This window comes from Flammeovirgaceae bacterium (assembly GCA_015180985.1).
GTDB lineage: Bacteria > Bacteroidota > Bacteroidia > Cytophagales > Cyclobacteriaceae > UBA2336.
The window spans coordinates 3,290,825-3,316,572 of record CP054185.1; the positions used below are offsets into that span (position 1 = coordinate 3,290,825).

Below are 25,748 nucleotides of genomic sequence, written 5' to 3' on the forward strand. Positions count from 1 at the left end.
ACTTTTTACTCCCACTCAATAGTTGCCGGGGGCTTTGAACTGATGTCGTACACCACCCGGTTTACACCCTTCACCCGGTTAATAATATCGCTCGATACATCGGCCAGAAAGGTGTAGGGCAAATGTACCCAATCGGCCGTCATGCCATCGGTGCTGGATACGGCACGCAAAGCAACAACCTGTTCGTAGGTGCGTTCATCGCCCATTACCCCTACCGACTGTACCGGCAATAAAACTGCGCCCGCCTGCCAAACGGTATTATAAAGACCTTGTTGTTTCAGCGCTTCAATAAAAATAGCATCTACCTCCTGCAGTATTTTTACCTTTGCTTCGGTTATCTCGCCCAGAATCCGAATTCCAAGACCTGGCCCCGGAAACGGATGCCTTCCTAAAATAGCCGGATCAATTCCCAGTGTTTTACCTACCAGCCGCACTTCATCTTTAAACAAGGTATTTAATGGCTCTACCACTTTTAGTTTCATGGTTTCGGGCAAGCCACCCACATTGTGATGCGATTTAATGGTAGCAGAAGGGCCTTTAACAGATACTGATTCAATCACATCGGGATAAATTGTGCCTTGACCCAGCCACTTCACATCCTTTATGGCATGCGCTTCCTCATCGAACACATCAATAAATGTTTTGCCAATGGCCTTGCGTTTGGCTTCCGGATCGCTCAATCCTTTCAATGCTGAATAAAATTTCTGCCGGGCATCAACACCCTTAATATTCAGGCCCATTCCCTCATACGATTTCAGCACCTGGCTGAATTCATCTTTCCGAAGCAGCCCGTTATCAACAAATATGCAATGCAGGTTTTTGCCTATGGCGCGGTGAATGAGTGTTGCGGCTACAGTTGAGTCAACGCCACCGGAAAGCGCCATCACCACCTGGTCGTTGCCAAGTTTGCTTTTTAGTTCAACGATTGTTGATTCAACGAACTGATCAGGCGTCCAGTCTTGTGCGCAACCGCAAATATGCACCACAAAATTGCGCAGCAGGTTTTTACCCTCAACGGTATGGGTCACTTCAGGATGAAACTGGATGCCAAAAATCTTTTTTCCGGTTACCTGGTAGGCCGCCACCTTAACCGATGGTGTGCTGGCAATAACCTGGAAATTATCAGGCACCTGGGCAATGGTATCGGCATGCGACATCCACACCTGCGTGTCCAATGAAATTTCTTTCAGCAAGTCGCTGTGGTGGTCAACCGTGGTAAGCCGGGCCCTTCCGTATTCGCGGGTATGCGAGGGCAACACGGTACCCTTGTTTTTGTGGGCGATGAGCTGCGCACCATAGCAAACGCCCAGCACCGGCAGGTTGCCAAACCGGCTGAGGTCCACATCCGGAGCGCCTTCATCGCGAACCGAGCATGGGCTGCCGGACAAAATAATACCCTTTACCTGCCCGGTTATGGGTGGGATTTTGTTGTAGGGATGAATTTCGCAATACACGTTAAGTTCGCGCACCCTGCGTGCAATAAGTTGGGTGTACTGCGAACCGAAATCGAGAATGAGGACCTGCTCAGGCATGTGCAAAAATAGCAGGGCAATTACGCCTGCCAAACGACCGGTAACCGAATTATTGCAACCGGTTAATCCTCAACCTGGTAGCAGAATTTCATCAGGTACCCCGCGGCATCATCAATACCCGCATAAAAGGCTTTGTTTAGCAGCCGGCAGCCTTCATCGTTTTTGCCGGTTTCTACCAGCGCGATTCCCTTGTAAAAGGTTAACTGTGTATTGCCTGGTTCAAGGCGCAAGGCCAGGTCAACATAGGTAAGAGCAAGTTCGTAGGCATCCTGTTCAATACACAAAATTCCTGCATACTGGTAAGCCGGGGCATAACCTCCGTTTAACTCGATAGCCTTATTAAACTGGTTCAGCGCTTCATCCGGATTATCGAGGTAGTACCAGGTAAGGCCCAGGTACAATTCAACTTCTTCATCGGTACGAATCTCCTGTACTTTAAGCAAATCGGCCTGCGCCTTGGCATACTCGCCTGTTTCAAGCATAACACCGGCACGCCATTTTAACAAGTCAACGTTCCATGGGTCAGAGGTTAGTACTTCATTAATATCAATAAGCTGTTTTTCAGGATCGCCAAGCTCACGGTAGATAAAGGCACGAAGCAACCGCGCCTGGTAAAATGATGGATTGGCAGGAATAAAGGCATCCAGGTCGGCCAGAGCAAGGTTAAACTCCTGCAGGTAATAAAGACAAACAGCCCTTTTATACCTGACCAACGAAGTGCCCGAATACTTTGCCTTTTTCTGAAGGCTTACAACTTTGTTGTATTTGCCGATAGCCTGAAGAAACTGCTGGTTGTTTAGCAGCGTATCCCCTTCGGTTTCAAGGGCGCTCCATTTTTGTTGTGAATAAACAACCGATGCTGAAAGAACCAGGATAAATAACAGGAGTCTGCGCATCATCAGCCTTTATTACGTTCGCGCTTGCGGTCGTTTTCTTTTAACAGGATCTTGCGCAACCGGATGGATTTGGGGGTTACTTCAACGTATTCATCCGACTGGATGTACTCCAATGCTTCCTCGAGTGAAAATTTTATGGGTGGTGCAATTTTCATTTTTTCATCGGCACCGGATGCGCGGATGTTGGTAAGCTTCTTGGTTTTGGTAACGTTCACCACCAGGTCGCCCGCGCGGCTGTGTTCGCCAATTACCTGGCCTTCGTACACCGGTTCACCCGGCTCAATAAAGAACTTGCCCCTATCCTGCAGGTTGTGCAAACTGTAGGGTATAGCTTCGCCTTCTTCCATAACAATGAGCGACCCGTTTATCCGGCCCGGTATTTCGCCTTTATAAGGCTGATATTCTTTGTAGCGATGGGTAACGATTGCCTCCCCTGCAGTAACATTCAATAAATAATTTCGCAGCCCGATGATTCCACGCGATGGAATTACAAACTTTAAAATCATCCTGTCGCCTTTCGGCTCCATGTTGGTCATTTCGCCTTTGCGGATGGACACCGTTTCGATGGCCTTGCCGGCATCGGCTTCAGGTAAGTCAATGGTCAGTTCTTCAACCGGCTCGCAACGTACACCGTTAATTTCTTTAAAAATTACCTGCGGCTGGCCAATCTGCAACTCATACCCTTCGCGCCTCATGGTTTCGATGAGTACCGACAGGTGCAATACCCCGCGGCCATACACCACAAAACTGTCGGCTGAGCCCGAATCACCCACCCGCAGCGCCAGATTCTTTTCCAACTCCCTGTCAAGACGTTCCTTAATATGACGCGAGGTAACAAACTTTCCTTCCTTACCGAAAAAAGGCGAATTATTAATGGTGAATAGCATGCTCATGGTAGGCTCATCAATGGCGATAGACTTCATGGCCTCGGGCTTTTCCGGATCGGCCACCGTATCGCCAATCTCAAAACCTTCCAGCCCCACCATGGCGCATATTTCACCGGACTTTACCTCTTCCACCTTTTGCTTTTCAAAGCCTTCGAACACATACAAATCTTTGATGCGCGTTTTTACAACTGCTTTGCTGTCGCGCTTAACCAACGCCACCGGCTGCCCGCTCCGTAACACCCCGCGGTGCATACGACCAATGGCCACACGACCGATATAAGATGAATATTCCAATGAGGTAATTAACGATTGGGTTGTTCCCTCTTCCACTTTCGGAGCGGGAATGTATTTAATGATGCCCTCAAGCAAAGGTGTAATATCCGTTGTCGGCTTCTTCCAGTCGGTGCTCATCCACCCCTGCTTGGCCGAGCCGTAATAGGTAGGAAAATCCAGTTGGTCTTCGGTGGCATCCAGTGCAAACATCAGGTCGAATACCTGCTCGTGTACTTCATCAGGTGTACAATTCTTTTTGTCCACCTTGTTAATTACAACAATAGGCTTTAAGCCAAGCTGTAATGCCTTTTGCAATACAAACCGGGTTTGCGGCATTGGGCCTTCAAAGGCATCCACCAGCAACAGGCAGCCATCGGCCATATTCAGTACACGCTCCACCTCGCCTCCGAAATCGCTGTGGCCGGGGGTATCAATGATGTTAATCTTGTAATCCTTGTATCGTACGGAAACATTTTTTGCTAAAATGGTGATGCCGCGCTCACGTTCCAGCTCGTTGCTGTCCATGATAAGTTCGCCCGGGTTTTCATGGTCTTTAAAAAGATGGCCGGCATGAAGCATTTTATCCACCAGCGTTGTTTTGCCGTGGTCAACATGGGCAATAATGGCAATGTTTCTGATTTTGTTTACGTCCATAAATCCTCGAAATCCGCTCAAAAAATTGAATCTTACTTAATTAAGGGCGCAAAGATAACGAATAAGGCCCAAGGTTTGACAGGCCACGCAAAAGGATTGCACTAACACATTAACCTGCAAAGCGAAGGAAGGTACCCATCGGTAAATCGCGGTTCTGTTTCGATTTTAAGAAAAACTCTCCCCACTCGAATGATACAGTTGGGAAATACGATTTGGCAACGTTTAATCCGACCAGCGATGACAGGCCAACCGCATACATATTCAAAATGAAAAAGCAATTTTTCTTTTCCAGCAGTTCGCTGCTTAAGTGTACCAGTTCGTTGAGTTGCTCCTGCAGGGTCCACTTCTCGCCTTCCGGTCCGCGGCCGTAAGGAGGCGGGTCCATAATAATGCCGTTGTATTTGTTGCCGCGTTTTACTTCGCGTTTTACAAACTTGAACGCATCTTCATATACCCAGCGGATGTCGGCCAGGTTGTTAAGTTGCATATTCTGGTTGGCCCAGTTCAGCCCGGGGCGCGAGGCATCCACATGGGTTACTTCGGCACCGGCCATGCGGGCCACTACCGAGGCTGCCCCGGTATAGGCAAACAAATTAAGCACACGGACTTTTGGCAAACTCCACGCATTCAGTGTATCAAAAATAAAATTCCAGTTAGAGCCCTGTTCCGGAAAAATTCCCACATGGCCAAACCCGGTTAGTGCAAGGCGCAGGGTGAGTTGAAGTTGATTGTGAGAGTAGTGCACTTGCCAGCTTTCAGGCATCGGTTTGATTTTTTTCCAACCCCCTTTTACCTCATCGGTAAACCTGAACCGGTCTTTCTGCTCCCGGTCGAAACGGGCATGGGCAAGCAATGTCCATTCCTTTTCAGGCAACACTTTGCTCCAGATAGCCTGCGGTTCGGGCCGGATAAGCGTAAACTTTCCGAACCGTTCAAGTTTTTCACCATCGCCCGAGTCTATCAGTTCGTAGTCGGTCCAGGAGGAAGGATGCAGGAGTTTAGGGCTCAAGGGTTAAAGTTCAAGGTTTCTGGTTTCAGGTTTATTTAGCAACTTTCCGAAAGTTAAAATTTTTATACGCCACCGGATGAAATCGGGTGACCTTATTTCAAGCGTCCACAACCCTAAAATAAAAAGCCTGCTTTCGCTGGAGAAACCACGCGAACGCAGGAAGCAGCAGCTTTTTACCATTGAGGGAAGAATGGAACTTATGCTTGCGCTTGAAGCCGGCTACAAAATAGGCAACCTGTTTTTCTGCGAAGATCTTATTTCATCAACTGATCTGAAGGCACTCGGCCTGGCTGACAAATTTCTTGCCCGTGTTACCAAGCCGGTATTTGATAAAATTGCCGTACGCGAAAACTCCGGAGGCGTGATAGCCGTTGCTGAAATGAAACCGCACGGACTGGAGCAGATTAGATTATCTAAAAATCCACTGGTACTTGTTCTGGAGGCTGTGGAAAAACCCGGAAACCTGGGCGCCATTCTGCGCACAGCCGATGCAGCCGGAGTGGATGCCGTGATTAGCTGTGACCCGCTTACCGATTTTTACAATCCGAATGTTATCCGGTCGAGCCTCGGATGCATCTTCACCAAACAACTCGCCAGCGCCACCAGCGAAGAAACTATCCGGTGGCTGAAAAAAAATGAGTTGGCAATATATTGTACATACTTAAAATCATCAAAGCCGTACACCGAGGTTGATTTTACCAAACCCTGTGCAATTGTAATGGGCACTGAAGCTACGGGCCTTTCGGAAATATGGATTAAAAATTCGGATACCAACATCATTATACCCATGCATGGTAAAATTGATTCGATGAACGTGTCCACCTCGGCAGCGGTGGTGGTATTTGAAGCAAGAAGGCAACGCAGCACGTAAACCAATCAGATTACACAACTATGAAAAAATTTACCTGGGTAATCTCCTTGCTGCTTCTAACAGCCTGTTCCGATAATGAAACGCATCAGCACCGCACCTACAAAATGGGTTTTCAGAACTCGGCTCCCCGGTTTGATGACTTCGACCTCTTTATACAATCGCTGCTGCTGTGGAGCGAACGGGCCGATGCGGCTATGATTACCACCGAGCCTCCCTGGGAAGAACTGCTGGCCGGACACAACCCCGTAAGCTTTGTGGTTGACAACTACAAAGCTTTGGCTGACTACTACCGAAGCAAAGGATTTGAGTTGTGGGTTTATATCGATCCGCAGAACGGACTCGATCGCTCTTCGGATGCGCAGGAACTTGTTGCAGCCGGCCGAAGCATTGCCGAACCGGAGATTCAGGCCCTCTACAAACGCTTTGTAGTAGTGATGGACAGCGTACTAAACCCCGAACACCTTGGCCTTGCCCTCGAAACCAACCTCATCCGTGATGGAGCGCCAGCGGCCATCTATAATGGCGTGAAACAAGCTGCTGCCGATGCCGCGACCCAAATTAGCAGCCTTCACCCGGAAACTAATTTAAGTATCAGCGTACAGGTTGATTACGCCTGGGGCAACCTGGGCGGTGGAACTTACCGGGGCATAGCACAGGATTTCACCGACTTCCCGTTTATTGAAGAACTGGGGCTCTCCTCCTATCCGTATCTCGGGTGGAACTCCCCAAATGACCTGCCTGCCAATTATTATACCCGACTGATAGAAGGGAAAAATATTGCCGTATTTGTTTCTGAAGGCGGGTGGACCTCTGAGCCCATCAACATTCCTCCCTTTACCATAACCAGTTCACCCGAAAAACAACGCGATTATATCGCTCACCATCATAAATTACTCAATAACGCAAATGCAACCGCGTATTTTCAACTCGTGTTTACCGATATTGATTTACCGGCTCTTCCACCCGAAGTGAACGACAACATCCGGTTCTTTGCATTTTTAGGTATGGTGGATAAGGAACTTAACCCCAAGCCCGCCCTCGCTGCCTGGGACAACCTCTTTCAGTTGCCGTTGATTAGTCCTTAGAGGTCATCTCAAAAATAAACTTAACCACAAAGGCCACTAAGTACACACAAAGAACATGGAGAAACACAATATACTGAACTCTTTCTTTGTGACCTTTGTGCTTTCTCTGTGCTACTTTGTGGTTAGCCTGATTTTTGAGATGGCCTCTAGTTACTTTTTTCTGTTTACCGATTTTTGGTAAACTTCAATCCATTGGGCAGGTGTAACCTTCGACACAAGTTCCTTAATAAGAGGAAAGGGAATATCATCCGGATTCTTAAAACGGATACATGATTTACCCATATCTAATTTTCTAGAGGATACCTTTTTCCATTCCGAAACAAACCAATCATGCAATTTTCCCTGATAGACCATCATGTGGTAGAGAGCGATATGATTTTTCTGCGAAGCCAGGCAGATAAAGGGCAGCGGCTCATTGGGGTTGGTGTGGTACCCCGCAGGATAGAGTTTGTGCGGCACAACATAGCCTATCATTCCGTATTGCATTACCTCCTCAAATCCTTTTGGGATAGTGTCGGCTACCAGCCTCCTTAATTTCTTCATTACCGCCTGGCGGTCAGGCGGTAATGATTTGAGGTACTCATTAACAGTTTTTGCTTTTGATTGCATTGTGATTTTATTAGTTATTCGGCCGGGAGAAAATCCTTCTTTCGCAGCACACCTGCACTAATAATGGTTATAATTAGCCCTACCGGAAATATCTCCATCACGGTAAAACCAAACCGGATGAACGGGTTTGCATACATAGATGCAAATTTTTCCATCTCAAGTTTTGCCTCTGCTATTTCCTGATCTGAAACCCCTTTATTTGATAATTGCTCCAACTGCAACTGGTTGTACCATTCGGCAAAGTTCGGCCACATTGTACGAACAATAATATCCCAGCTCACGGCATACACTACCGAGCCGATAAGTGTTATTAAAATCCCAACAGTAAAACCCATGCCGAAGGAAATGGAGCCGTTAAGATATTTATCCCGGTATGACTTAATCGCAAAAAAAATCAGTGAAAAGGCAATGATCATGGAAGCGAACCCCACATACATGCCATTATCATGATGCAATAAACCCCTCTGAAACAAGGGCATGCTTACAAATAACATTACAGATACAATAGCTCCTGAAATAAGTCCGTACGTGATAATAACCTTTTTCATTTTAATTTTTTGCCTCAAAACAACCCAGAAGCGTCTGAATAACAATCGCCCGAAAGTATGAAATGCAAGTGTACAACCAGGATAACCCGAAAGTAGGATGGGTATATATAACCATTGATAGCAGAGTTTAGTGGTTGTAAATTACTGAAAGTTAGACTGCCGATTGAGGTTATTTCAAGGCAGCAACCTAAGCCTCTTAGCCTGTTGAATAGCCTGTGTGCGTCTTTTTGCATCCAACTTCAAAAACAAATTAGCCATATGGGTTTTAACCGTATTAAGTGAAATAAACAGTTTGTCGGCAATCTGCTGATTTGAAAGCCCTTGTGCCACCAATTCCAGTACTTCATATTCTCGCCTGCTGATGCCGGTTCTGGCAAGAACCTCCTCATTCAATATGAAATTACCTGCTGATGCTGCTACAACTACTTTTTTTCTGCGGGTTATTTTCTGACCAACCCAAATGCCTAGTATGGTAAACAACAACCCTATTATACCTATGTAAATCTCTACCGAAAGTTGCCGGTAAAAAAAGCGGTATTCCAGCAACTTAAGCAGAGCAATAGCAACCGCAAGCACTAAACCGTAAATTAGGATTGTCCGATTCATAACCACCCGATTTAACCCGCCCATCCCTCGCGATCCAAACTGCGGTACTGAATGGCTTCGGCCAGGTGCTCTGTTTTTATCTCTGCACTTCCGGCTAAATCAGCTATCGTACGCGATACTTTCAGTATCCGGTCATACGCGCGAGCCGATAAACCAAGCCTTTCCATAGCGGTTTTCAGCAGCACTCTTCCAGCCTCATTAATCTGACAAACTTCTTTAACCATATTCGAGGGCATCATGGCATTGCAGTAAATGCTTTTCTGATCGCTGAAGCGATCGGATTGAATCGCCCGTGCCTTTACCACACGTTCACGGATTTCTGCGCTGGTCTCCACTTTCCGGTTGGCTGTCATTTCATCGAAACTAACAGGCACTACTTCAACATGCAGATCAATTCGATCCAACAGCGGCCCGCTTACCTTACTGAGGTAACGCTGAACAACGCCCGGCCCGCACACGCATTCTTTTTCGGGATGGTTGTAATAGCCGCAAGGGCAAGGGTTCATGCTGGCTACCAGCATAAAGCTGGCCGGATAATCAATCGAAACTTTCGCGCGTGAGATAGTCACCTTCCTGTCTTCCATTGGCTGGCGCATCACTTCCAACACAGTGCGCTTAAATTCGGGAAGTTCATCCAGAAACAACACGCCATTGTGTGCCAGCGAAATTTCGCCCGGCTGTGGATTGCCGCCACCACCCACCAGGGCAACATCCGAAATGGTATGATGGGGCGAACGAAAGGGACGTGTAGCGATAAGTGCGGTATCACGCCCGATTTTTCCGGCCACTGAATGAATCTTGGTCGTCTCCAGCGCTTCCTGAAGGGTTAACGGAGGCAAGATGGAAGGCAACCGTTTAGCCAGCATGGTTTTCCCGGCACCGGGCGGACCTATCATAATTACGTTATGGCCACCGGCTGCGGCAATTTCCATTGCCCGCTTGATGTTCTCCTGCCCTTGTACATCGCTGAAATCGGCATCGTACTCATTGACTTGCGAAGCAAAGACCTGCCGGGTATCCAGGTGCACCGGCTCAATGGAAATTTTCCGTTGAAGAAAATCAACGGCCTCTTTTAACGAACTTACACCATACACATTCAAACCATCTACGATGGCTGCTTCGCGCGCATTGTCTTTTGGAAGGATGAAGCCTTTGAAACTCTCCTTATGGGCCTGGATGGCGATGGGCAAAACTCCCTTAATCGGGCGAAGGGTACCGTCCAAAGCAAGCTCCCCCATGATGAGGTAGTCTTCCAGTTGATCAATTGTCACCTGGCCGGAGGCTTGCAGGATGCATAGCGCAATGGGCAGGTCATACGCTGAACCTTCTTTTCGGATATCGGCAGGCGCCAGGTTAACCACGGTTTTTTCGCGTGGCATAAAAAACTGAAATTGCTTAATGGCCGATTCAACCCGGTGCTCGCTTTCTTTTACGGCTGTATCGGGCAAGCCGCTCATGTGAAAGCGCAGGCCCTGGCCTACACGTACCTCTACGGTAATTTTTCGCGCCTCAACCCCCTGTACTGCACAACCGTAGGTTTTGGCCAACATGGTTACACTTGTTTTTCGATAAGCAAAATAAGGATGTGCACTATCTTATAGTGGATTTCATGAATCCGGTCGGCATAGCCGAAGTGGGGCACACGAATTTCCACATCGGCATGCGCTGCCAGTTTGCCGCCATTTTTACCTGTAAGGGCTACCACTTTCATTCCCTTCTTTTTAGCAGCCTGGGCCGCCAGCACTACGTTCTGTGAGTTGCCGCTGGTGCTGATGGCCAGCAGTACATCATTGGGGGTTCCCAGTGCATCGATAAACCTTGAAAAGATGTAATCAAATCCATACTCATTGCCTACGCAGGTGATGTGGCCGGAGTCGGAGATGGAAATGGCCGGAACGGGTGTGCGGCTTTCGTGATAGCGACCGGTTAGCTCTTCGGCAAAATGCATAGCCACGCAATGTGAACCTCCATTACCGCAGGCGATGATCTTGCCTCCGTTATTCACTGCTTGTACCATTACCTTTGCGGCTTCATCTATGCGGAGGTAATTGGTAGGCTCTTTTAAAAAGTTATCGAGTACCGTGGCCGCCTGTTGCAGTTCGGTGGTGATGATATGTCGTGTATCCATGGTTACTTCGAAGAATTTGTCTGGCCGGCAGAAGATTTTGCCTCGTTCAAATCGTAAAGCTTGGCTTTTAATGTGTTGAGTTCGGTTGTCAGTTTTTCTTTTTCTGCACTATTTCTCCGGTTATCGCGGTAATGCAACACTACATTTGTAGCAAACATCATCAGTAATATAAGGGAGCCGTACTTCAGCATCCAGATTTTTCCCTGCATTTGGATGAGGAACTGAAAATTCTCTTTCTGGCTGTCCATATATAAACTGAAAAGAAAGATGAACAGATGCAGTACACCAAATACAGCATAGAAAATCAGCCGGTTTTTCTTCATCATAAAACTGTTATTGGGCAACAAACTTAACTTTTTTGACACAAAGGCAAAAGGAAGCATCAGGCCTTTTGAATCTCGCTGAGTTTACGGTACAATCCGCTTTGAGCAATCAATTCATCGTGCCGTCCGCGCTCGGCAATATGGCCGTTTTGGATAACAATAATCTCATCGGCATGCTGAATGGTGCTAAGCCGGTGGGCAATAACAATGCTGGTGCGGTTTTTCATCAGGTTGGTTAAGGCATCCTGTACAAGCCTCTCGGACTCAGAATCCAATGCCGATGTGGCTTCATCCAGAATTAATATGGGCGGATTTTTTAACACCGCCCGCGCAATGGCTATTCGCTGGCGTTGCCCGCCCGATAGTCTTGAGCCCCGTTCGCCAATAAAAGTCTGGTATCCGTTTTCGGTGGCCGAAATAAAATCATGTGCATTAGCCACTTTGGCCGCATTTACCACATCTTCTTCTTTTACATTGGGCATACCAAAGGCAATGTTGTTGAATATGGTGTCGTTAAACAAGATAGATTCCTGGGTTACCACACCAATCAGTTTCCGTAACGATTCCAACTCACAATCGCGAAGGTCAACACCGTCAAGCAGAACGGATCCTTCTGTTGGATCGTAAAACCGGGGTACCAAATCGGCCAGGGTGGATTTACCTCCTCCCGATGGCCCCACCAGAGCAATGGTTTTACCCTTTTCGATTTTGAGTGAAATATTTTTAAGAACAGGTTCCTTTTCGTAAGCAAAACTTACGTTTTTAAATTCGATACAATCGTTAAAGTCGGCTACCGGCAGCGCCCCGGGTTTATTCTGAATGGCCGGCTCCAAATCCACTACCGCAAAAATCCGCTCGGCTGCAACCGTTCCCTTTTGCAGGGAGGTAATGCCGTTGGAAAAGTTTTTTGCCGGTTGAATAAGCGAAGCATAAAAGGCAAGAAAACCCATAAATACTTGAGGTTTTAAACCATCCCCGGCCATCACAAGCTGGCCACCGTAATACATAATTACAGCAACTATAATCACACCAAGAAATTCCGACAAGGGAGAGGATAGTTCGTTCTTTCTTGAGATGGACAAATTAACTTTACGGTGATAACTTGTTTCATTATCAATTTTTTTCAGAATGAAATCGCGGGTATTAAACGCTTTAATAACCCGCATACCGCTAAAGGTTTCATCCAGAATATTAACAATACGGCCCATCGCCTCCTGGCTTTGCTTTGCCTTTCTGCGTAACCGTTTAATAATTTCTGCAACGATGCCGCCAGTAACCGGAAGCAGAATGAGGGTAAACAGCGTTAGCTTAACCGAGATAACGAAGAGAATAATAAAGTACACGACAATGGTAATCGGCTCTTTTAACACACTCTTTAAACTGTTAACAACCGCTGTTTCTACCTCGCTGATGTCGTTGGTGAAGCGTGATATCAAATCGCCCTTACGCTGGTGATTAAAGTACCCGATGTGCAGGCGCGATACATTCTGAAAAAGATGAACCCGCATACCCTTAACGATATCCACCTTGATGCGGGAAGCTGTCATCCGTTCCATGTACCGAAACATATTGGCCAGGAAAACGGCCACAACAATAAGAATGCAAACAAAAAGTAATGCGTTGATGCGACCCTCTTCGGCAATAATTTTTGCAAACTGGTATTTAAATAAACCGGTAACATACCCCACCGAAAAGGAAGCTTCGGGCGGGGCGGGTACAGCAGCGGCAACATCCTGGGAAAAGAGCACTTCCAACATGGGCATAATTAACCCGAGGTAAGAAGCACTGAATAACACACCCAGTATGGAAAACAAAAAAAACTGGATAAGCCGGGGTATAAGATTAGGTGCGTAGTTTAAAATACGGAAGTAAATCTTCATGAATCAGAATTCGTACAGGCGTTGCGGGATATTCCAGCGCAAAGCTAACGAAGTTATAGTTGAGTTGTTGTTGTAAAAGGCGAGGTCACACCGGCTTTGCCGGATTGTTAATTGCAGGTCAATAAACAGGTTATGCTTCAGCATCCACGAAGCCGACAATGATCCGAACGTTATATTATTCTGAAAACCCTGGGCAACAGAGTTGCCATAGTCTTTATCCGTGGTTCCGTTGTTCCGGGTTGCATTGTCCTTCAGCATATCCCCGCCAAAATTCAGCCCGGTCGAATCCCGTCCGGTTATGGTATGAACCAGTTTGCCTACAAGCTGGAGCCGTGGGAATGGCTGATACCGGATGATGCCGGCACCTTCATAAAAATTTGCCCCCAGCGGATGCCCCAACGATTGCCGGTAATGCGAGTAGCTGCCATACAAGGTATTGTGGGAGTAGGTGTAGGGCCGCACCAGGTTGGTTTCAACCTGAAAATCAAGATTATCGATGCCAAATGCATCAATGTATTTGGCTCCGACCTGAATACCAAATTTATTGGCCCACCAGCCGTTACCGTCTTTGATATTATTCAACACAAATTCGTCCAGCACAAACTGGCCGTAAAGTTGAACTTCCGGATGAACATTCCATTTAAAATCAAATCCCAGAATTACGTTATCGCTGCTGCCATTTTGTTGTTCAATGGCCCGATAAAAAATAACCGGGTTAAGATAATCCAGGCGAAAGGGAGTTGAGCCGGTGGAGTCATCTGCACTAAATACCACGGCTTCAAAAAATCCCAGGTTTAACGTTTTACCCACATTAATGCTCAGGTGATGCAAAGCTGTAAACTTTTGCGGGTATCCCCCACTCACTGATTTAAGCCCTCCGGTATCGCCACGCACATCACCGGTCATCTGAAAGGTGCTGAAGAAATAATTCAACTTCCACACCTTCACATTGCCTTTTACAAACCAGGCTGGTGGAGAAAAGTCTGAAAAAATCAGCGAGCGGTATCCGTTACCGATAAAGAAACGGTCATGACCAACCTGCAGGTTAATGTGTCGGGTGGCTTCGAAGGTGATGTAACCCCGCGCCTGCAAAAAATCATACCCCTGGTTTTCCTTAAATGTTTTCCAGAATCCTTCATGAGGAATTACCGGATGGCTATTAATTGTATCCGCCACATATTCATTAACATAAGCAGGCAAACGCATTTGGTTATCCGTCAGGTAACTGTAAAAGCCTACTTTTTTATCAATCATACCACGAACTTCTACCCCGCGGGTATTGGTAAACAGCATGTCGTTAACGCGCGAATCGCTACCGGCACCCACGTAAAGCACCGGATTCACATGCAGGTCGAAAACGGGTTCATCCACAGCGAAAAAATCCGACTGCTGTTGATAAAAATGCTTCAGAAAAGGCTTGCGGCTGGCGTTGTTTTCAGGGCGCGACCACTCCCAGTTGTCGTTGTTATAATAATCGCGGTTAAACAGGTCAGCTGTGGATGTAAAGCCTTCAAGGTAGGCAATCGTATCCACAAGGGCGGCTATGTCCGACCGCTTATACGGCTTTACCGAAGTGAACACCTGCGGCAGTACCCGGCCGGTCTTTATTTCGTACCGGTCTATACCGTGGTAATAAGCCTCGTTTAACGGGGCATAGCTGCTCTGGGCAAGAACAGCAAAAGGTGCCAGGAAGGTAAAAAGCAGGCGTGCAGTCATTAAAACCAAACGAATCTGAGCAAAATACGCAGGTTCTTCGGTTGTCCCAAAAAAGCAGGGCAATGGCTTGAATTTCCTCGATTTGCGCTTATCTTTGCAGTCCCTTTTTAAGGAAAACAGTACAAACGCGATGAAAAAGGATATTCACCCAGACTACCAGGAAGTTGTTTTTTACGATACTTCGAGCGATTATAAGTTTTTGACCCGCTCCACCATCAAATCGAAGGAAAAAATCAAGTGGGAGGACGGCAAAGAGTACCCTCTGGTAAAAATCGAAGTAAGTTCTGCCTCGCACCCCTTCTTTACCGGCAAAAAGCTGTTTGTTGATACGGCCGGACGGGTGGAGAAATTCCAGAAAAAATACCAAAAGAAATCTTCTTAATTACTTCTTCTTATATGCTTAAACCCTGACGGCTCCCGTCAGGGTTTTTTATTGGCCGGCTGTGGCAGTTCAACCGATTTTTACAGCCGGAGGTCTATATTTACTGCATGAACCTGATACTGTTTGATGAACCGGCCATCCGCATCAATCTGCTGCCGTTTACATTTACCCGGCCGGTAGCCAAAATACGTGTTGGAATTTTAACAATTACCGAAAAATGGGAGCGCCTGCTGAACACGCAGGCTTCATACCTCACCAACGATTACCTCTCACGAAAATTTCCGGTTAGCATTGCCTCTGATAACCTGCTCGTTAATGGGGCCGTTTGCCCCGACAACTCACTGCTAACAGCGGTAACCGGACTGAAGGATGGCGAAGGGTTGAAAAAAAATGATATGGTGCTCGCCTTCCGTTCGGCAAAAGCAACCCCGGAAGCCGTTTCGGTAATTAATTTTAAACCCTATGCACCCGATGCTACCCTGATCGATCAGCCCTGGAAAATCTTTCAACACACTGCTGCCGAACTGAGGCGCGACTTCAGCCTGATAACCAGCGGGCGCAAGAGTGAACCCATTACCGATCCGCACACCCGCGTTTACAACCAAGCAAACATTTTTTTAGAAAGCGGAGTGCACCTGCGTGCAGCCGTTTTGAATGCCGAGGAGGGGCCTATCTATCTTGGCAAAAACACAGTTATACAGGAAGGGGCCCTGATTAAAGGACCCTTTTCGCTCGGTGAAGGTTCGCACATAAACATGGGCGCTAAAATGCGTGGCGATACCACCATCGGCCCGTATTGTAAGGTGGGCGGTGAAATCAGCAACTCCGTTATCTTCGGGTACTCCAACAAGGCACACGATGGGTTCCTCGGTAACTCGGTAATTGGCGAATGGTGTAACCTGGGTGCCGACACCAACACTTCCAACCTGAAAAACAATTACGAAAACGTAAAGCTATGGAGTTATGCCAAAAGCGGATTTGCCAACACCGGCCTTCAATTTTGCGGACTGATGATGGGCGACCACAGCAAGTGCGGCATTAATACCATGTTCAACACCGGCACGGTGGTGGGCGTATCGGCCAATATTTTTGGGGATGGATTTCCGCGCAACTTTATTCCCTCGTTTGCCTGGGGCGGTGCCAGCGGGTTTACCACGTTTCAACTCGCCAAAGCATTTGAAACGGCTGAAAAAGTGATGGTTCGAAGGGGTTTGGTGTTGGATGATACCGACAAAGAAATTCTGAAAACCATTTTCAACGACACTGCCATTAACCGCATTTGGGAAAAGAAATGAAGTTTAACTCAATACCCGGCCTGGCCCGCACAAAAAAACTGTTGATAACAGGCATTCAGCATAATCACATGGCCCATGCCCAATTATTTGCCGGCCGCCCTGGTGCGCTGGTTTTACCGATGGCACTTGCCTATGCCGCTTACCTGCATTGCGAAAACAAAGGCGAAGATGCATGCGGTAGTTGTGCCGCCTGCTCCAAAAGTTTGAAATACATCCATCCCGATACGCATTTTGTATTTCCGGTAGGAAATATGAAGCGATCAAAAGAAATAAAAGGCTCCGGTGATGACGAGACGTTGAAAGCCGAACTTCGGAAATTATGGCGCAACTTTTTACTTGAACAACCCTTCGCGATGCCGGATGACTGGACGCTCTACTACGGTGGCGAAGACAAACAGGCCATCATCTCCACGGAAGAAAGTCGTGAGATGATAAAAACACTTTCGCTGAAACCCTTCGAAAGTAAATACAAGGTGGTCATCATCTGGTGCCCGGAGTTCATGCACACGGCTGCGGCCAACAGTATATTAAAAGTATTAGAAGAACCCCCGCCTCACACGCACTTTATACTGGCCACGAATGCAAGCGATAAGTTACTCCCCACCATTGTTTCGCGTACTCAACGAGTTACCATTCCGTTGCTAACCGATTCGGAGGTTACCGATTACCTCATGCAGCAAGGCATTGAACATAAACGCGCTGCACGGATTGCCCAACTGGCCGAAGGCGATCCGGGCCTGGCCCTGCAACTACTGGAGAAAGAAGAAGACCGGCATACCCAATTTTTTTTCGATTGGATGGTGGCCTGCTACCTGAAGAATTATGCCACCCTGCTGGCGATGGCCGAAGAATACCACGAAGCCGATCGGCTCAGGCAGCAGCACCTGCTGCAATACAGCCTGGCCATGATGCGCGAAACACTGGTAGCAAAATTTGGAGCACATGAACTTCACCGGGTATCCGATGAAGAACGAAAACGGATTACAAAATTTACGGAGGTAATGAACCTGAAAAAAATTGAACGATCAGTTAAACTGATGAATGATGCCGCTTACTACCTGGAACGGAACGGCAGTGCCAAAATGATCTTTCTCGATCTGTCATTGCAGTTGGCGGAGGTTATCCGTAAGTGAATTTAAACTCCTTCGGAGGCATCACAATAAAATCCCTATTTTTGCGCGCTAACTCGTTGTATCCTTATGAACCGGATTCTTATAACACTAATTACCCTAATCTTTATCATGACAGGCTGCGCCCAGAATAAGTCAACCGATTATGTAGTTACCATTAAAACCGACTTTGGTAACATGGTGGCCATCTTATATGATGAAACCCCAAAACACAAACAAAACTTCATTAAACTGGCCAAAGAAAAATTTTATGACAGCCTGTTGTTTCACCGCGTTATACAGGATTTTATGATTCAGGGCGGTGACCCGAACTCAAAAAAAGCCACACCCGGTCAGAACCTCGGTAACGGAGGTCCAGGCTACACCGTTGAGGCGGAATTCAAACCCCAATACTTTCATGAAAAAGGGGCACTGTCGGCAGCGCGACTGGGCGATAACGTCAATCCTTCAAAAGCCAGCAGCGGCAGCCAGTTTTACATTGTTCAGGGCAAGCGCTTTGCCGATGAAGAACTTGTACAACTGGAACAGGGTATGCAGTACCAACGCAAAAACATGGCGCTGCGCGAAGTACTGTTTATGCCCGAATATGCCTCGGTGAAGGATATGGTAATACAAAAGCAAACAGCTGGCGATGGCGCCTGGCTCAGCTCATTTTTTGAGAATGCCGATACACTTATTGCGCAGGCCAGGAAAAGTTATACCCCCTTTAAATTTTCAGATCAACAAAAACAGGCATACAAAACAACGGGCGGTGCACCGCACCTGGATGGTGAGTACACAGTTTTCGGCAAAGTCATCAGCGGGTTGGAGGTAATTGACAAAATTGCGGCTGTAGAAAAAGGCCCGGGCGACCGGCCTGTGAGCGATGTGCGGATGATGATTACCGTAGAAGAAATGCCGAAATCAAAAATCGAAAAACTGTACGGATATAAATATCCGGCAAGCAAATAAACACCTGATACCGCCCCTGCGGCTAACCCATGAAAATACTGGTAACCGGCTGTAACGGTTTACTTGGCCAGAAGCTGGTAAAAAAGCTATGCAGCGATAATGCATTCAAGGTAATAGCAACAGCACGTGCAGCGGGTAATGCCTTGCCGGCTGATACACCTTTTTATCAACTGGATATTACCCGTCCGGCTCAGGTTAACGAAGTAATTACCGGAACCCGGCCGGATATCGTTATTAACACGGCTGCCGCAACCAACGTTGACTGGTGCGAACAAAACCAGGAGGCCTGCACGCTGGTCAATACTACTGCAGTACAATACCTGGTTGAAGCCTGCAACAAAACCGGATCGCACTTTATCCAGCTTTCAACCGATTTTATTTTTGATGGAACAAAAGCGTTGTTAACCGAAGAAGATAAGCCCGGACCGATTAATCATTACGGCTTGACAAAACTGCAGGCCGAACAACATATTCAAAGGCAATCCGCTTCCTGGTGTATTATCCGCACAGTAATTGTTTACGGTGTGGCCTCGGGCATTAATCGGTCTAACATTGTTTTGTGGGTTAAAAGCAGTCTCGAAGCCGGTAACCCCATCCGGGTAGTAAATGATCAGTGGCGTACTCCTACCCTTGCCGAAGACTTAGCCCTTGGTTGTTATCTGGCGGCTAAAAAGAAAGCCACCGGCATTTTCCATATTTCCGGTAAAGATTTTCTAACACCCTATGACATTGCGATCCGGACGGCCGATTTCTTTGGATTGAATAAATCATTAATCTCCCCAACAACTTCGGAAGTATTTCAACAGCCGGCACGCAGACCGCTGAAGACCGGCTTTTCGATTGAAAAGGCAAACCGTAGGCTGGGGTATTCACCACACTCATTTGAACAAGGGCTTGCAATAATTAAAACCCAATTGCAATCCTGAAATTATTCTTCACACTTATTTAAACGATAGTCCGGAATCATACCTAAAGATTTATTCTTTTTCAGTATGTTCAGACAACGCCTTGGCCAATCTTTGGTCTGGCAGTGGCATGTGTGGATTGGGCACAGCGTTGGATGAACATACGGGGCCATGCGGCCCCGGAGCCTAATCACTTGAACCGTCTACGAATATCATATTTAGGTAAGTTTGCGGATTATCAGACTTATTTATGATGTTATCAAAGGCTGGTTTGACTTTCTGAAATATTTTCCAATCTTGGCGCCCGTTAACAAAAACTTAAAATTATGTCTGCAGGTCGCGGTCAATTCGCTTCAAGATTTGGATTTATTATGGCAGCTGCGGGTTCGGCCATCGGCCTTGGTAACATCTGGCGCTTTCCATACCTGACCGGAGAAAATGGAGGTGGTGCCTTTGTTATTGTCTACCTGGGTTGCGTTTTACTGATTGGTATTCCGTTACTGTTCAATGAAATCGCACTCGGAAGAATGACCAGCAAAAATCCGATTGGCGCGTTTAAGGATAGCGGTGCCAATGCATTCTGGATGATAGGGCCTGTACTCGCACTGTGTGTAAGTTTCTTTGTACTCAGCTATTACAGTGTTATCGCAGGCTGGACAATAGGTTACATTTATTCTTCGTTCCGGGGATTTAATATATCCTTTGATGAATTTCGCGCCAGTCCGGAGTATGTAATTCCGTTACTGGTATTCTTTCTGGCTATTAACCTGATTATCGTTACGAAAGAAATTTCAAAAGGCATTGAAAAAGCTTCTAAAATTTTAATGCCCGTACTTTTCGTATTGATCATTTTGGTTATCCTGCGAAGCGTTACCCTCGAAGGTGCCTCTGCAGGACTTGAGTATTACCTGGTACCTGACCTGGATAAAATCAATGCCACAACATTTCTTAAGGCTCTTAGCCAGTGCTTTTTTTCCATGAGCATCGGTTGGGGTATCATGATCACGTACGGATCGTACTTTTCAAAAAGCGATAGTATTGTAAAAAGTTCGTTGTGGATAGGTTTACTGGATACTGGTGTTGCTTTACTGGGTGGGTTGATGGTTTTTCCGGCTGTTTTTGCCTTTGGCAAGGACCCGGCTTCAGGACCCACCCTGGTATTTCAGGTGTTGCCGGATATTTTTAATGCCATTCCTTTCGGAGGAAACCTTGTTGGTGCCTTTTTCTTTTTATTACTGATGATTGCAGCCCTTACTTCTACCATTTCAATGATTGAAGTGCCTGCGTCCTGGCTCATTGATGAACGCAAATGGGATCGTAAAAAAGCAGCCATTACGGTGGTTATTGCTGCTTTTCTATTTGGCCTACCTGCCGCCCTTTCGCAAGGGGCCAATCAGGCCCTCAGTTCCATGTCGGTAACTATTTTCGGTTTAACCATAACCAGTTTTATGGACATTATGGATTTCTTCTGGGGTACACTTTTTATAATGGTTGTGGCATTGTTTGTATGCCTCTACATTGGCTGGGTACTGAAACCCTACCGAATAATAAGCGAAATAAATGAGGGGTCACCGTACTTCACAAGCGTTAAAATCATGGGGGTTACACCCGCACAGATTTGGTCGTTTTTTATCCGGTTTGTCTGTCCGATAGTAATTATTGTAGTGATTCTAAATCAATTCAATGTGTTTGGTGGTTAATCAGCGATCGGTTATTTCAACGATTGGCTGACCCGTACACCCGTTCGGAAATTTTACTTTTAGCAAAACGGCAAGCGTGGGTGCAATATCCGTTATCGGGTGGTATGCCGATGACATACCGGGTTTAATGCCTTTTCCATAAAAAATAACCGGTACGTGTGTATCGTAGCTGTAGGGCGAGCCGTGTGTGGTGCCGGTTACACGCCCTTGCTCCAGCCAGCCGGGCTCTAAAATGGTAATGATATCTCCACTGCGTTTCTCGTGGTACCCGCGGATGACCATGCCTTTGATACCTCCTTCGTTGAAATCACCCTGTCGGATTACATTACGCGTAAAAGCCTGGGCAATTCCCTCCTGCTGCAACAGAAAATTGCTAATCAGTTCAAGCGATACCATTAACTCCACCCCGCCTGATTTCGGATCGCCTTCAAAGAGTTCATGATCCAGGTAAATCTGTTCTTCCGAGATTTCCTCAATAACCTTTTTACCCTGAAAGTACTGCATAAACAGGGTGCCGAACCTGGCATTCAGATTATTGGCATTGAGGTACCCGGCCGGCACGTTACTATCGGTGAGGTATTGCGGAACATCAGCCACACCATGATCGGCTGTAAGGAAAACGATATAATTGCCATTGCCGGCCACCTGATCAAGTTTTTTCAGCAGGTCGGCAATGTTTCTATCGAGCCGCAAATAAACATCCTGGAGTTCAACCGCGTTCGGGCCAACCTGGTGCCCGATTTTATCAGGCGCAGAATAGGAAAGGCAGAGGAAATCCGTAACCTCATCGGCACCCAGTTTCTCACCTTCAATCGCTGCAAAAGCGGCTTCTGTCAGGTAGTCGTTTGAAAACGGGGTGTACGGAAGCAATTCATAATTGCCGTTGGTTTTGCGAAGTGCCTTTAAATCATACGGAAACGTATTCTTTGTTTCTCCACGATACCTGCTTTCGTACGGGCTGTTATCGCTGCCGCTTTCGGTGTACTTTTCAATTGGAAGCAGCGTGTTCCATACGCCATCAAGGTATTTATCGGCCAGTTTAAGCATATTAAACTTTTCGGCCCAGAGGGGTAGTTTACTCATGTAATACGAGCTGGATATGAGTTTGCCTGTTTTTTCATCGTACCAATAAGCGCCATCGGCCATGTGCCCACCCGGCAGAGCGGCACCGCGATCTTTATCAGCAATGGCTATTACTTTGCTCCGCTTTTGTGTTGCCAGTTTCAGTTCATCAGTTATGGTGGTTGTGAGCATGCGGTGCGGAGATACTCTACCATTGGCTGCAGTTTCACTGCCCACCGGAGTTCGGGTTTCATCGCTGGCGCAGTACACCACCTTCTTCAGGTTTTTATCATACCAATTGTTTCCAATAATGCCGTGGTAGGCGGGGGTTGTTCCGGTATACACCGAGGCGTGACCAGGCCCGGTATAGGTGGGCACATAGTTATAGTGTGCATTGCTTAGCATAAAGCCGCCATCAACCAACCGCTTAAATCCGCCTTCTCCGAATTTATCGTAGTAACGGTAAACGTACTCCTGGCGCATCTGGTCAACCATGATACCCACCACCAGTTTGGGCCGGTCAGCCGATTGGGTATAGCCGGAAATAAGCCAGCCTGAAAAAAGTATGACAACTAAAATTCGCATCCGCTAGAATAATTTATGGGTGAAATATACGTACAACCTAATCGGAGAAATCAAGACTCTTGTTACAAATTAATTACGGGAACAATAAATTTTATCATAGTCGTCAGCCTCAAATACCTGCCTGCGTAATAGTTTTCCGTTGCTGTCATAATAGATAACAACATAAATCGAAGCCTCTTCAACATACTTTTCGGTAAAATACAACGGCTGTGTTACCGAACCAAGATTAATTATATCGGTGTAGGTGGCCGGCAGGATGTACCCTTTTCGGTTGTGGATTACCCCATAGTAATTATCCTGGCGGATGATAAGAATTTTTTCGGCCTCGGTATCGCGTATCCAGGTAAAGTCGCGTATCCGGTCAATAAGGTTTTTCTTTTCAATGAAGTTATACAACATCCATTGAAAATTCTTTTTGAGCAGCGCGGTAGAGTCGTTCCAATACCGGATCTCTTCATACTCAAACGGTAGCACAGGTTTGTTATCCCACCCAATTAAGCCGGACAAATTGCCTTTTGTGGCGATCAGGTACTGCGCGTTATACCGCATGAGGTTCTTTTCATATTCCGGCTTAATCTGCCTGCGCTGGTTCAGTTCAGCCATGCCAAACTTCTTATCTTTTAAAACCGGCATAGTGCCTTGCAATACATTGCCCACTCCGTCAAACTCGGCAGGCAAAACGAGTTTACCCTGCGCTGAGAGGACGCCCCGCTTATCGCCTTTTATAACCGTAAAATAATTTTCACCGGCATAGGTTAACCGATCGAAATCGGTGCTGAACAACTTATGACCAGCGGAATTATACACTGTTTTTGCCGAGGCCGATTCAACCAGAATATAAAACACTGAATCTCTGCCGGGAAGGAAAGTAGCTTTGGCCAGGCGGGATAATTCAATAAAGTTATAGGGCTCAAAATACACCACCAGGCTATCGGCATAATAACCGGCCCATACCGGTCCGATAAAATAAACACTGTCGTAGCCCCTGCCCCCGGCCGAGGCGCTTACCCTGTCAAAAGAAAACCACTTCCCTTGCTGCTCAACGGCTATCCAGGGTTCGTTTACTTTTACCTTTGTGAATGCCTGTGAAAGCGGCTTTCCATGCTGCCAGACTTTTGTACCTGCATGGGTTGAAACCATCGCCCCGAAAAAAGCCGGAGAAATTTCATGTGGTTGAAGCGGTACAACTTCGCGAAGACTAAAATCCAGTAATCCCTGTTGATCGCCCCTTCGTATCCAGATCGCATCCTTCCACCGTTTAAGTTCATCGAAGTTGCGGCTAAAACCCGGCATTACCTGGTCGGCTGCTTTGCTGAGTTCATCAACCCGGCATAACCTGAATGTATTGCCGGATTTGACAGCCAGCACTTCATCAAAATCCAATACATCATCGGCACCGGTAACCAGCACCCGCCCGGTTAATGTAGTTATTCTCCAGGTTGTATTCTCTTTGAGGGCCAGCAACCGGCCATCACCCATTACTTCGGCACCGGTAAGGCAACCGGATGGAATGGTAAACCCCGATTTATGGATAATGGTAATGCAACCTGAATGTTTAACGGCTAAAAATCCCCACCCCAGGTCCTCGGCTTCTTCTATCTTGCCTTCTAACAAAATGTGGTTGTTGCGAGTAACCAGTTTAGTGTCACTAATCAGTACATCTTCCGTTACATTGCCACACAGGTAGTCCTTACTCAATTCATCGGTAAACGGTGCAACAACCTCCCGGCCCTGTGCATCCATAAAACCAAGTTTACCCTCGCGGTAAAACGGCACCAGGTAGCCGGCTTCCAGTTTTCGTACCTGGCGAATAGAGTCTGTAAGCAACCACGAAGGAATTGCTTCTTCTTTTTCACGGTACAGGTGATACAGTATATTTCTTGCCTTCATGGCATAAGCACTGCGCGGGTACTTGATCAAAAAATCTTCGAACGACTTTTTACTCCCGGAAGCCGTGGTAATTTCAAATACCTGAAGTTCAACCTCCCTCCGATACGGGGTTTCCGGGTACTCGCGCAAAAATTTTTCGTACGAAGCCAGTTTTTTGTCGCGGGTTTCTGCCTCATAAAGCAATTTCTGATACCGGGCATTGGCTTCAGTAGCCCGTGCGGAGGCCGGGTATTTACGGAGGTACTCACGAAAAGCCATGTACGTATTTTCTTTCAGCGCATCGAGGTAGGCTACCTCATCGCGCAATTCGGCAGCAAGCGCCCGCTGAGCAGCAAACGAAAACCGGTTTAGGAAGTCAATGTAACTCTGTTCAGTATTGAGTGCCTTGGCCCGCTGAAAAGCGGCACTGTCAATTTTTTCACGGTGCCGGATGATGATGCTGCTGTCAACCGGAAACCGCTTCATCCGTTCGCGTTGCCTGGGCGATTCAAAGTGAAAGTCAGACAGGCTAAGCAGGGCATGGTGATAGGCTGAATCAATATTAAAATCGGGATTGCCTCCTTTAAAATAGAACACTGAATAAACATAATGCGCCAGGGCAGTTACCGAATCCTTGCGCATGGCTTTTTGAAGTTGTGCCCTGGCTTTGGCCCATTTTCCCTTTTGCAGGTTGGTATAGGCCAGTCGTTCCGGAATTGGTTGCGCCCATGCTAAGGATATACCTGCAAGGCAAAAACTGATAATAAGAATAAGTTGCTTCACAAACCAGGTCCAATCACTGTTAAAACTACAAACTTTATGCTGAAGCCAATTTAGGCTGTTCGATATTGA

Annotated in this window: 22 protein-coding genes; 8 read left to right on the forward strand and 14 right to left on the reverse strand. The window is 46.9% G+C overall.

What is annotated here, in order from left to right:
* Positions 1 to 5 precede the first annotated feature (5 nt).
* The 4 genes from guaA to HRU69_15045 form a co-directional block, all read right to left on the reverse strand.
* A complete protein-coding gene (gene guaA / locus HRU69_15030; GenBank protein QOI98714.1) occupies positions 6 to 1,532 on the reverse strand; it encodes a glutamine-hydrolyzing GMP synthase in 1,527 nt (508 codons plus the stop codon).
* Between the two features lie 62 nt (positions 1,533 to 1,594).
* Entirely contained in the window at positions 1,595 to 2,431 is an 837-nt protein-coding gene (locus HRU69_15035) for a tetratricopeptide repeat protein (protein QOI98715.1), read from the reverse strand.
* The gene (gene typA / locus HRU69_15040) at positions 2,431 to 4,242 is read right to left on the reverse strand and encodes a translational GTPase TypA (GenBank protein ID QOI98950.1); all 1,812 of its coding nucleotides are present in this window, start codon (positions 4,240 to 4,242) and stop codon (positions 2,431 to 2,433) included. Before typA ends, HRU69_15035 begins: the two co-directional genes overlap by 1 nt.
* 109 nt (positions 4,243 to 4,351) lie before the next feature.
* Complete coding sequence (locus HRU69_15045) at positions 4,352 to 5,251, reverse strand: class I SAM-dependent methyltransferase (protein QOI98716.1); 900 nt, start codon at positions 5,249 to 5,251, stop codon at positions 4,352 to 4,354.
* A 76-nt stretch (positions 5,252 to 5,327) separates the two neighbouring features.
* Here HRU69_15045 and HRU69_15050 point away from each other — a divergent pair, with 76 nt between their 5' ends.
* Both HRU69_15050 and HRU69_15055 read left to right on the forward strand, forming a co-directional pair.
* The gene (locus HRU69_15050; GenBank protein ID QOI98717.1) at positions 5,328 to 6,122 is read left to right on the forward strand and encodes an RNA methyltransferase; all 795 of its coding nucleotides are present in this window, start codon (positions 5,328 to 5,330) and stop codon (positions 6,120 to 6,122) included.
* Positions 6,123 to 6,142: 20 nt separating this feature from the next.
* On the forward strand, positions 6,143 to 7,207 hold the full coding sequence (locus tag HRU69_15055) for a hypothetical protein (GenBank protein QOI98718.1): 1,065 nt from the start codon (positions 6,143 to 6,145) through the stop codon (positions 7,205 to 7,207).
* 150 nt (positions 7,208 to 7,357) lie between these two features.
* Here the strand turns inward: HRU69_15055 and HRU69_15060 are convergent, their stop codons facing one another.
* The 8 genes from HRU69_15060 to HRU69_15095 all read right to left on the reverse strand — a co-directional run bounded on the left by HRU69_15060 (position 7,358) and on the right by HRU69_15095 (position 15,017).
* Entirely contained in the window at positions 7,358 to 7,816 is a 459-nt protein-coding gene (locus tag HRU69_15060) for a DUF1801 domain-containing protein (GenBank protein QOI98719.1), read from the reverse strand.
* 14 nt (positions 7,817 to 7,830) lie between these two features.
* Positions 7,831 to 8,364 (reverse strand): DUF4199 domain-containing protein, encoded by a 534-nt coding sequence (locus HRU69_15065; protein QOI98720.1) that lies wholly within the window; start codon positions 8,362 to 8,364, stop codon positions 7,831 to 7,833.
* A 174-nt stretch (positions 8,365 to 8,538) separates the two neighbouring features.
* The gene (locus HRU69_15070) at positions 8,539 to 8,970 is read right to left on the reverse strand and encodes a winged helix-turn-helix transcriptional regulator (GenBank protein ID QOI98721.1); all 432 of its coding nucleotides are present in this window, start codon (positions 8,968 to 8,970) and stop codon (positions 8,539 to 8,541) included.
* A gap of 11 nt (positions 8,971 to 8,981) precedes the next feature.
* A complete protein-coding gene (locus tag HRU69_15075; protein ID QOI98722.1) occupies positions 8,982 to 10,520 on the reverse strand; it encodes a YifB family Mg chelatase-like AAA ATPase in 1,539 nt (512 codons plus the stop codon).
* A 2-nt stretch (positions 10,521 to 10,522) separates the two neighbouring features.
* On the reverse strand, positions 10,523 to 11,098 hold the full coding sequence (gene lpcA / locus HRU69_15080; protein ID QOI98723.1) for a D-sedoheptulose 7-phosphate isomerase: 576 nt from the start codon (positions 11,096 to 11,098) through the stop codon (positions 10,523 to 10,525).
* A 2-nt stretch (positions 11,099 to 11,100) separates the two neighbouring features.
* A complete protein-coding gene (locus tag HRU69_15085) occupies positions 11,101 to 11,424 on the reverse strand; it encodes a hypothetical protein (GenBank protein ID QOI98724.1) in 324 nt (107 codons plus the stop codon).
* A 56-nt stretch (positions 11,425 to 11,480) separates the two neighbouring features.
* Entirely contained in the window at positions 11,481 to 13,301 is a 1,821-nt protein-coding gene (locus HRU69_15090) for an ABC transporter ATP-binding protein (protein ID QOI98725.1), read from the reverse strand.
* Positions 13,302 to 13,304: 3 nt separating this feature from the next.
* Positions 13,305 to 15,017 (reverse strand): hypothetical protein, encoded by a 1,713-nt coding sequence (locus HRU69_15095; protein QOI98726.1) that lies wholly within the window; start codon positions 15,015 to 15,017, stop codon positions 13,305 to 13,307.
* A 130-nt stretch (positions 15,018 to 15,147) separates the two neighbouring features.
* On the opposite strand from HRU69_15095, the gene HRU69_15100 reads away from it, so the two are divergent.
* The 6 genes from HRU69_15100 (at position 15,148) to HRU69_15125 (ending at position 21,380) form a co-directional block, all read left to right on the forward strand.
* Entirely contained in the window at positions 15,148 to 15,399 is a 252-nt protein-coding gene (locus HRU69_15100) for a type B 50S ribosomal protein L31 (protein ID QOI98727.1), read from the forward strand.
* A 107-nt stretch (positions 15,400 to 15,506) separates the two neighbouring features.
* Positions 15,507 to 16,694 carry a GlmU family protein gene (locus HRU69_15105; protein QOI98728.1) on the forward strand — a complete coding sequence of 396 codons (1,188 nt, stop codon included), beginning with the start codon at positions 15,507 to 15,509 and terminating at the stop codon, positions 16,692 to 16,694.
* Positions 16,691 to 17,827 carry a DNA polymerase III subunit delta gene (locus HRU69_15110; protein QOI98729.1) on the forward strand — a complete coding sequence of 379 codons (1,137 nt, stop codon included), beginning with the start codon at positions 16,691 to 16,693 and terminating at the stop codon, positions 17,825 to 17,827. The genes HRU69_15105 and HRU69_15110 overlap by 4 nt, the downstream gene beginning before the upstream one ends.
* Before the next feature lie 66 nt (positions 17,828 to 17,893).
* Entirely contained in the window at positions 17,894 to 18,775 is an 882-nt protein-coding gene (locus tag HRU69_15115; protein QOI98730.1) for a peptidylprolyl isomerase, read from the forward strand.
* 29 nt (positions 18,776 to 18,804) lie between these two features.
* On the forward strand, positions 18,805 to 19,701 hold the full coding sequence (locus HRU69_15120; GenBank protein ID QOI98731.1) for an NAD(P)-dependent oxidoreductase: 897 nt from the start codon (positions 18,805 to 18,807) through the stop codon (positions 19,699 to 19,701).
* Between the two features lie 305 nt (positions 19,702 to 20,006).
* Positions 20,007 to 21,380 carry a sodium-dependent transporter gene (locus tag HRU69_15125; protein QOI98732.1) on the forward strand — a complete coding sequence of 458 codons (1,374 nt, stop codon included), beginning with the start codon at positions 20,007 to 20,009 and terminating at the stop codon, positions 21,378 to 21,380.
* Here the strand turns inward: HRU69_15125 and HRU69_15130 are convergent, their stop codons facing one another.
* Both HRU69_15130 and HRU69_15135 read right to left on the reverse strand, forming a co-directional pair.
* On the reverse strand, positions 21,381 to 23,027 hold the full coding sequence (locus HRU69_15130) for an alkaline phosphatase family protein (GenBank protein ID QOI98733.1): 1,647 nt from the start codon (positions 23,025 to 23,027) through the stop codon (positions 21,381 to 21,383). It abuts the gene before it with no gap.
* Positions 23,028 to 23,096: 69 nt separating this feature from the next.
* Complete coding sequence (locus tag HRU69_15135) at positions 23,097 to 25,679, reverse strand: WG repeat-containing protein (GenBank protein ID QOI98734.1); 2,583 nt, start codon at positions 25,677 to 25,679, stop codon at positions 23,097 to 23,099.
* Positions 25,680 to 25,748: the final 69 nt, after the last annotated feature.

Bases quoted from the DNA above. Each gene is read 5' to 3' on its own strand.
- guaA (QOI98714.1), bottom strand. From the start codon at position 1,532: ATGCCTGAGCAGGTCCTCATTCTCGATTTCGGTTCGCAGTACACCCAA.
- HRU69_15035 (QOI98715.1), bottom strand. From the start codon at position 2,431: ATGATGCGCAGACTCCTGTTATTTATCCTGGTTCTTTCAGCATCGGTT.
- typA (QOI98950.1), bottom strand. From the start codon at position 4,242: ATGGACGTAAACAAAATCAGAAACATTGCCATTATTGCCCATGTTGAC.
- HRU69_15050 (QOI98717.1), top strand. From the start codon at position 5,328: ATGAAATCGGGTGACCTTATTTCAAGCGTCCACAACCCTAAAATAAAA.
- HRU69_15055 (QOI98718.1), top strand. From the start codon at position 6,143: ATGAAAAAATTTACCTGGGTAATCTCCTTGCTGCTTCTAACAGCCTGT.
- HRU69_15060 (QOI98719.1), bottom strand. From the start codon at position 7,816: ATGCAATCAAAAGCAAAAACTGTTAATGAGTACCTCAAATCATTACCG.
- HRU69_15065 (QOI98720.1), bottom strand. From the start codon at position 8,364: ATGAAAAAGGTTATTATCACGTACGGACTTATTTCAGGAGCTATTGTA.
- HRU69_15070 (QOI98721.1), bottom strand. From the start codon at position 8,970: ATGAATCGGACAATCCTAATTTACGGTTTAGTGCTTGCGGTTGCTATT.
- HRU69_15075 (QOI98722.1), bottom strand. From the start codon at position 10,520: ATGTTGGCCAAAACCTACGGTTGTGCAGTACAGGGGGTTGAGGCGCGA.
- lpcA (QOI98723.1), bottom strand. From the start codon at position 11,098: ATGGATACACGACATATCATCACCACCGAACTGCAACAGGCGGCCACG.
- HRU69_15085 (QOI98724.1), bottom strand. From the start codon at position 11,424: ATGATGAAGAAAAACCGGCTGATTTTCTATGCTGTATTTGGTGTACTG.
- HRU69_15090 (QOI98725.1), bottom strand. From the start codon at position 13,301: ATGAAGATTTACTTCCGTATTTTAAACTACGCACCTAATCTTATACCC.
- HRU69_15095 (QOI98726.1), bottom strand. From the start codon at position 15,017: ATGACTGCACGCCTGCTTTTTACCTTCCTGGCACCTTTTGCTGTTCTT.
- HRU69_15100 (QOI98727.1), top strand. From the start codon at position 15,148: ATGAAAAAGGATATTCACCCAGACTACCAGGAAGTTGTTTTTTACGAT.
- HRU69_15105 (QOI98728.1), top strand. From the start codon at position 15,507: ATGAACCTGATACTGTTTGATGAACCGGCCATCCGCATCAATCTGCTG.
- HRU69_15110 (QOI98729.1), top strand. From the start codon at position 16,691: ATGAAGTTTAACTCAATACCCGGCCTGGCCCGCACAAAAAAACTGTTG.
- HRU69_15115 (QOI98730.1), top strand. From the start codon at position 17,894: ATGAACCGGATTCTTATAACACTAATTACCCTAATCTTTATCATGACA.
- HRU69_15120 (QOI98731.1), top strand. From the start codon at position 18,805: ATGAAAATACTGGTAACCGGCTGTAACGGTTTACTTGGCCAGAAGCTG.
- HRU69_15125 (QOI98732.1), top strand. From the start codon at position 20,007: ATGTCTGCAGGTCGCGGTCAATTCGCTTCAAGATTTGGATTTATTATG.
- HRU69_15130 (QOI98733.1), bottom strand. From the start codon at position 23,027: ATGCGAATTTTAGTTGTCATACTTTTTTCAGGCTGGCTTATTTCCGGC.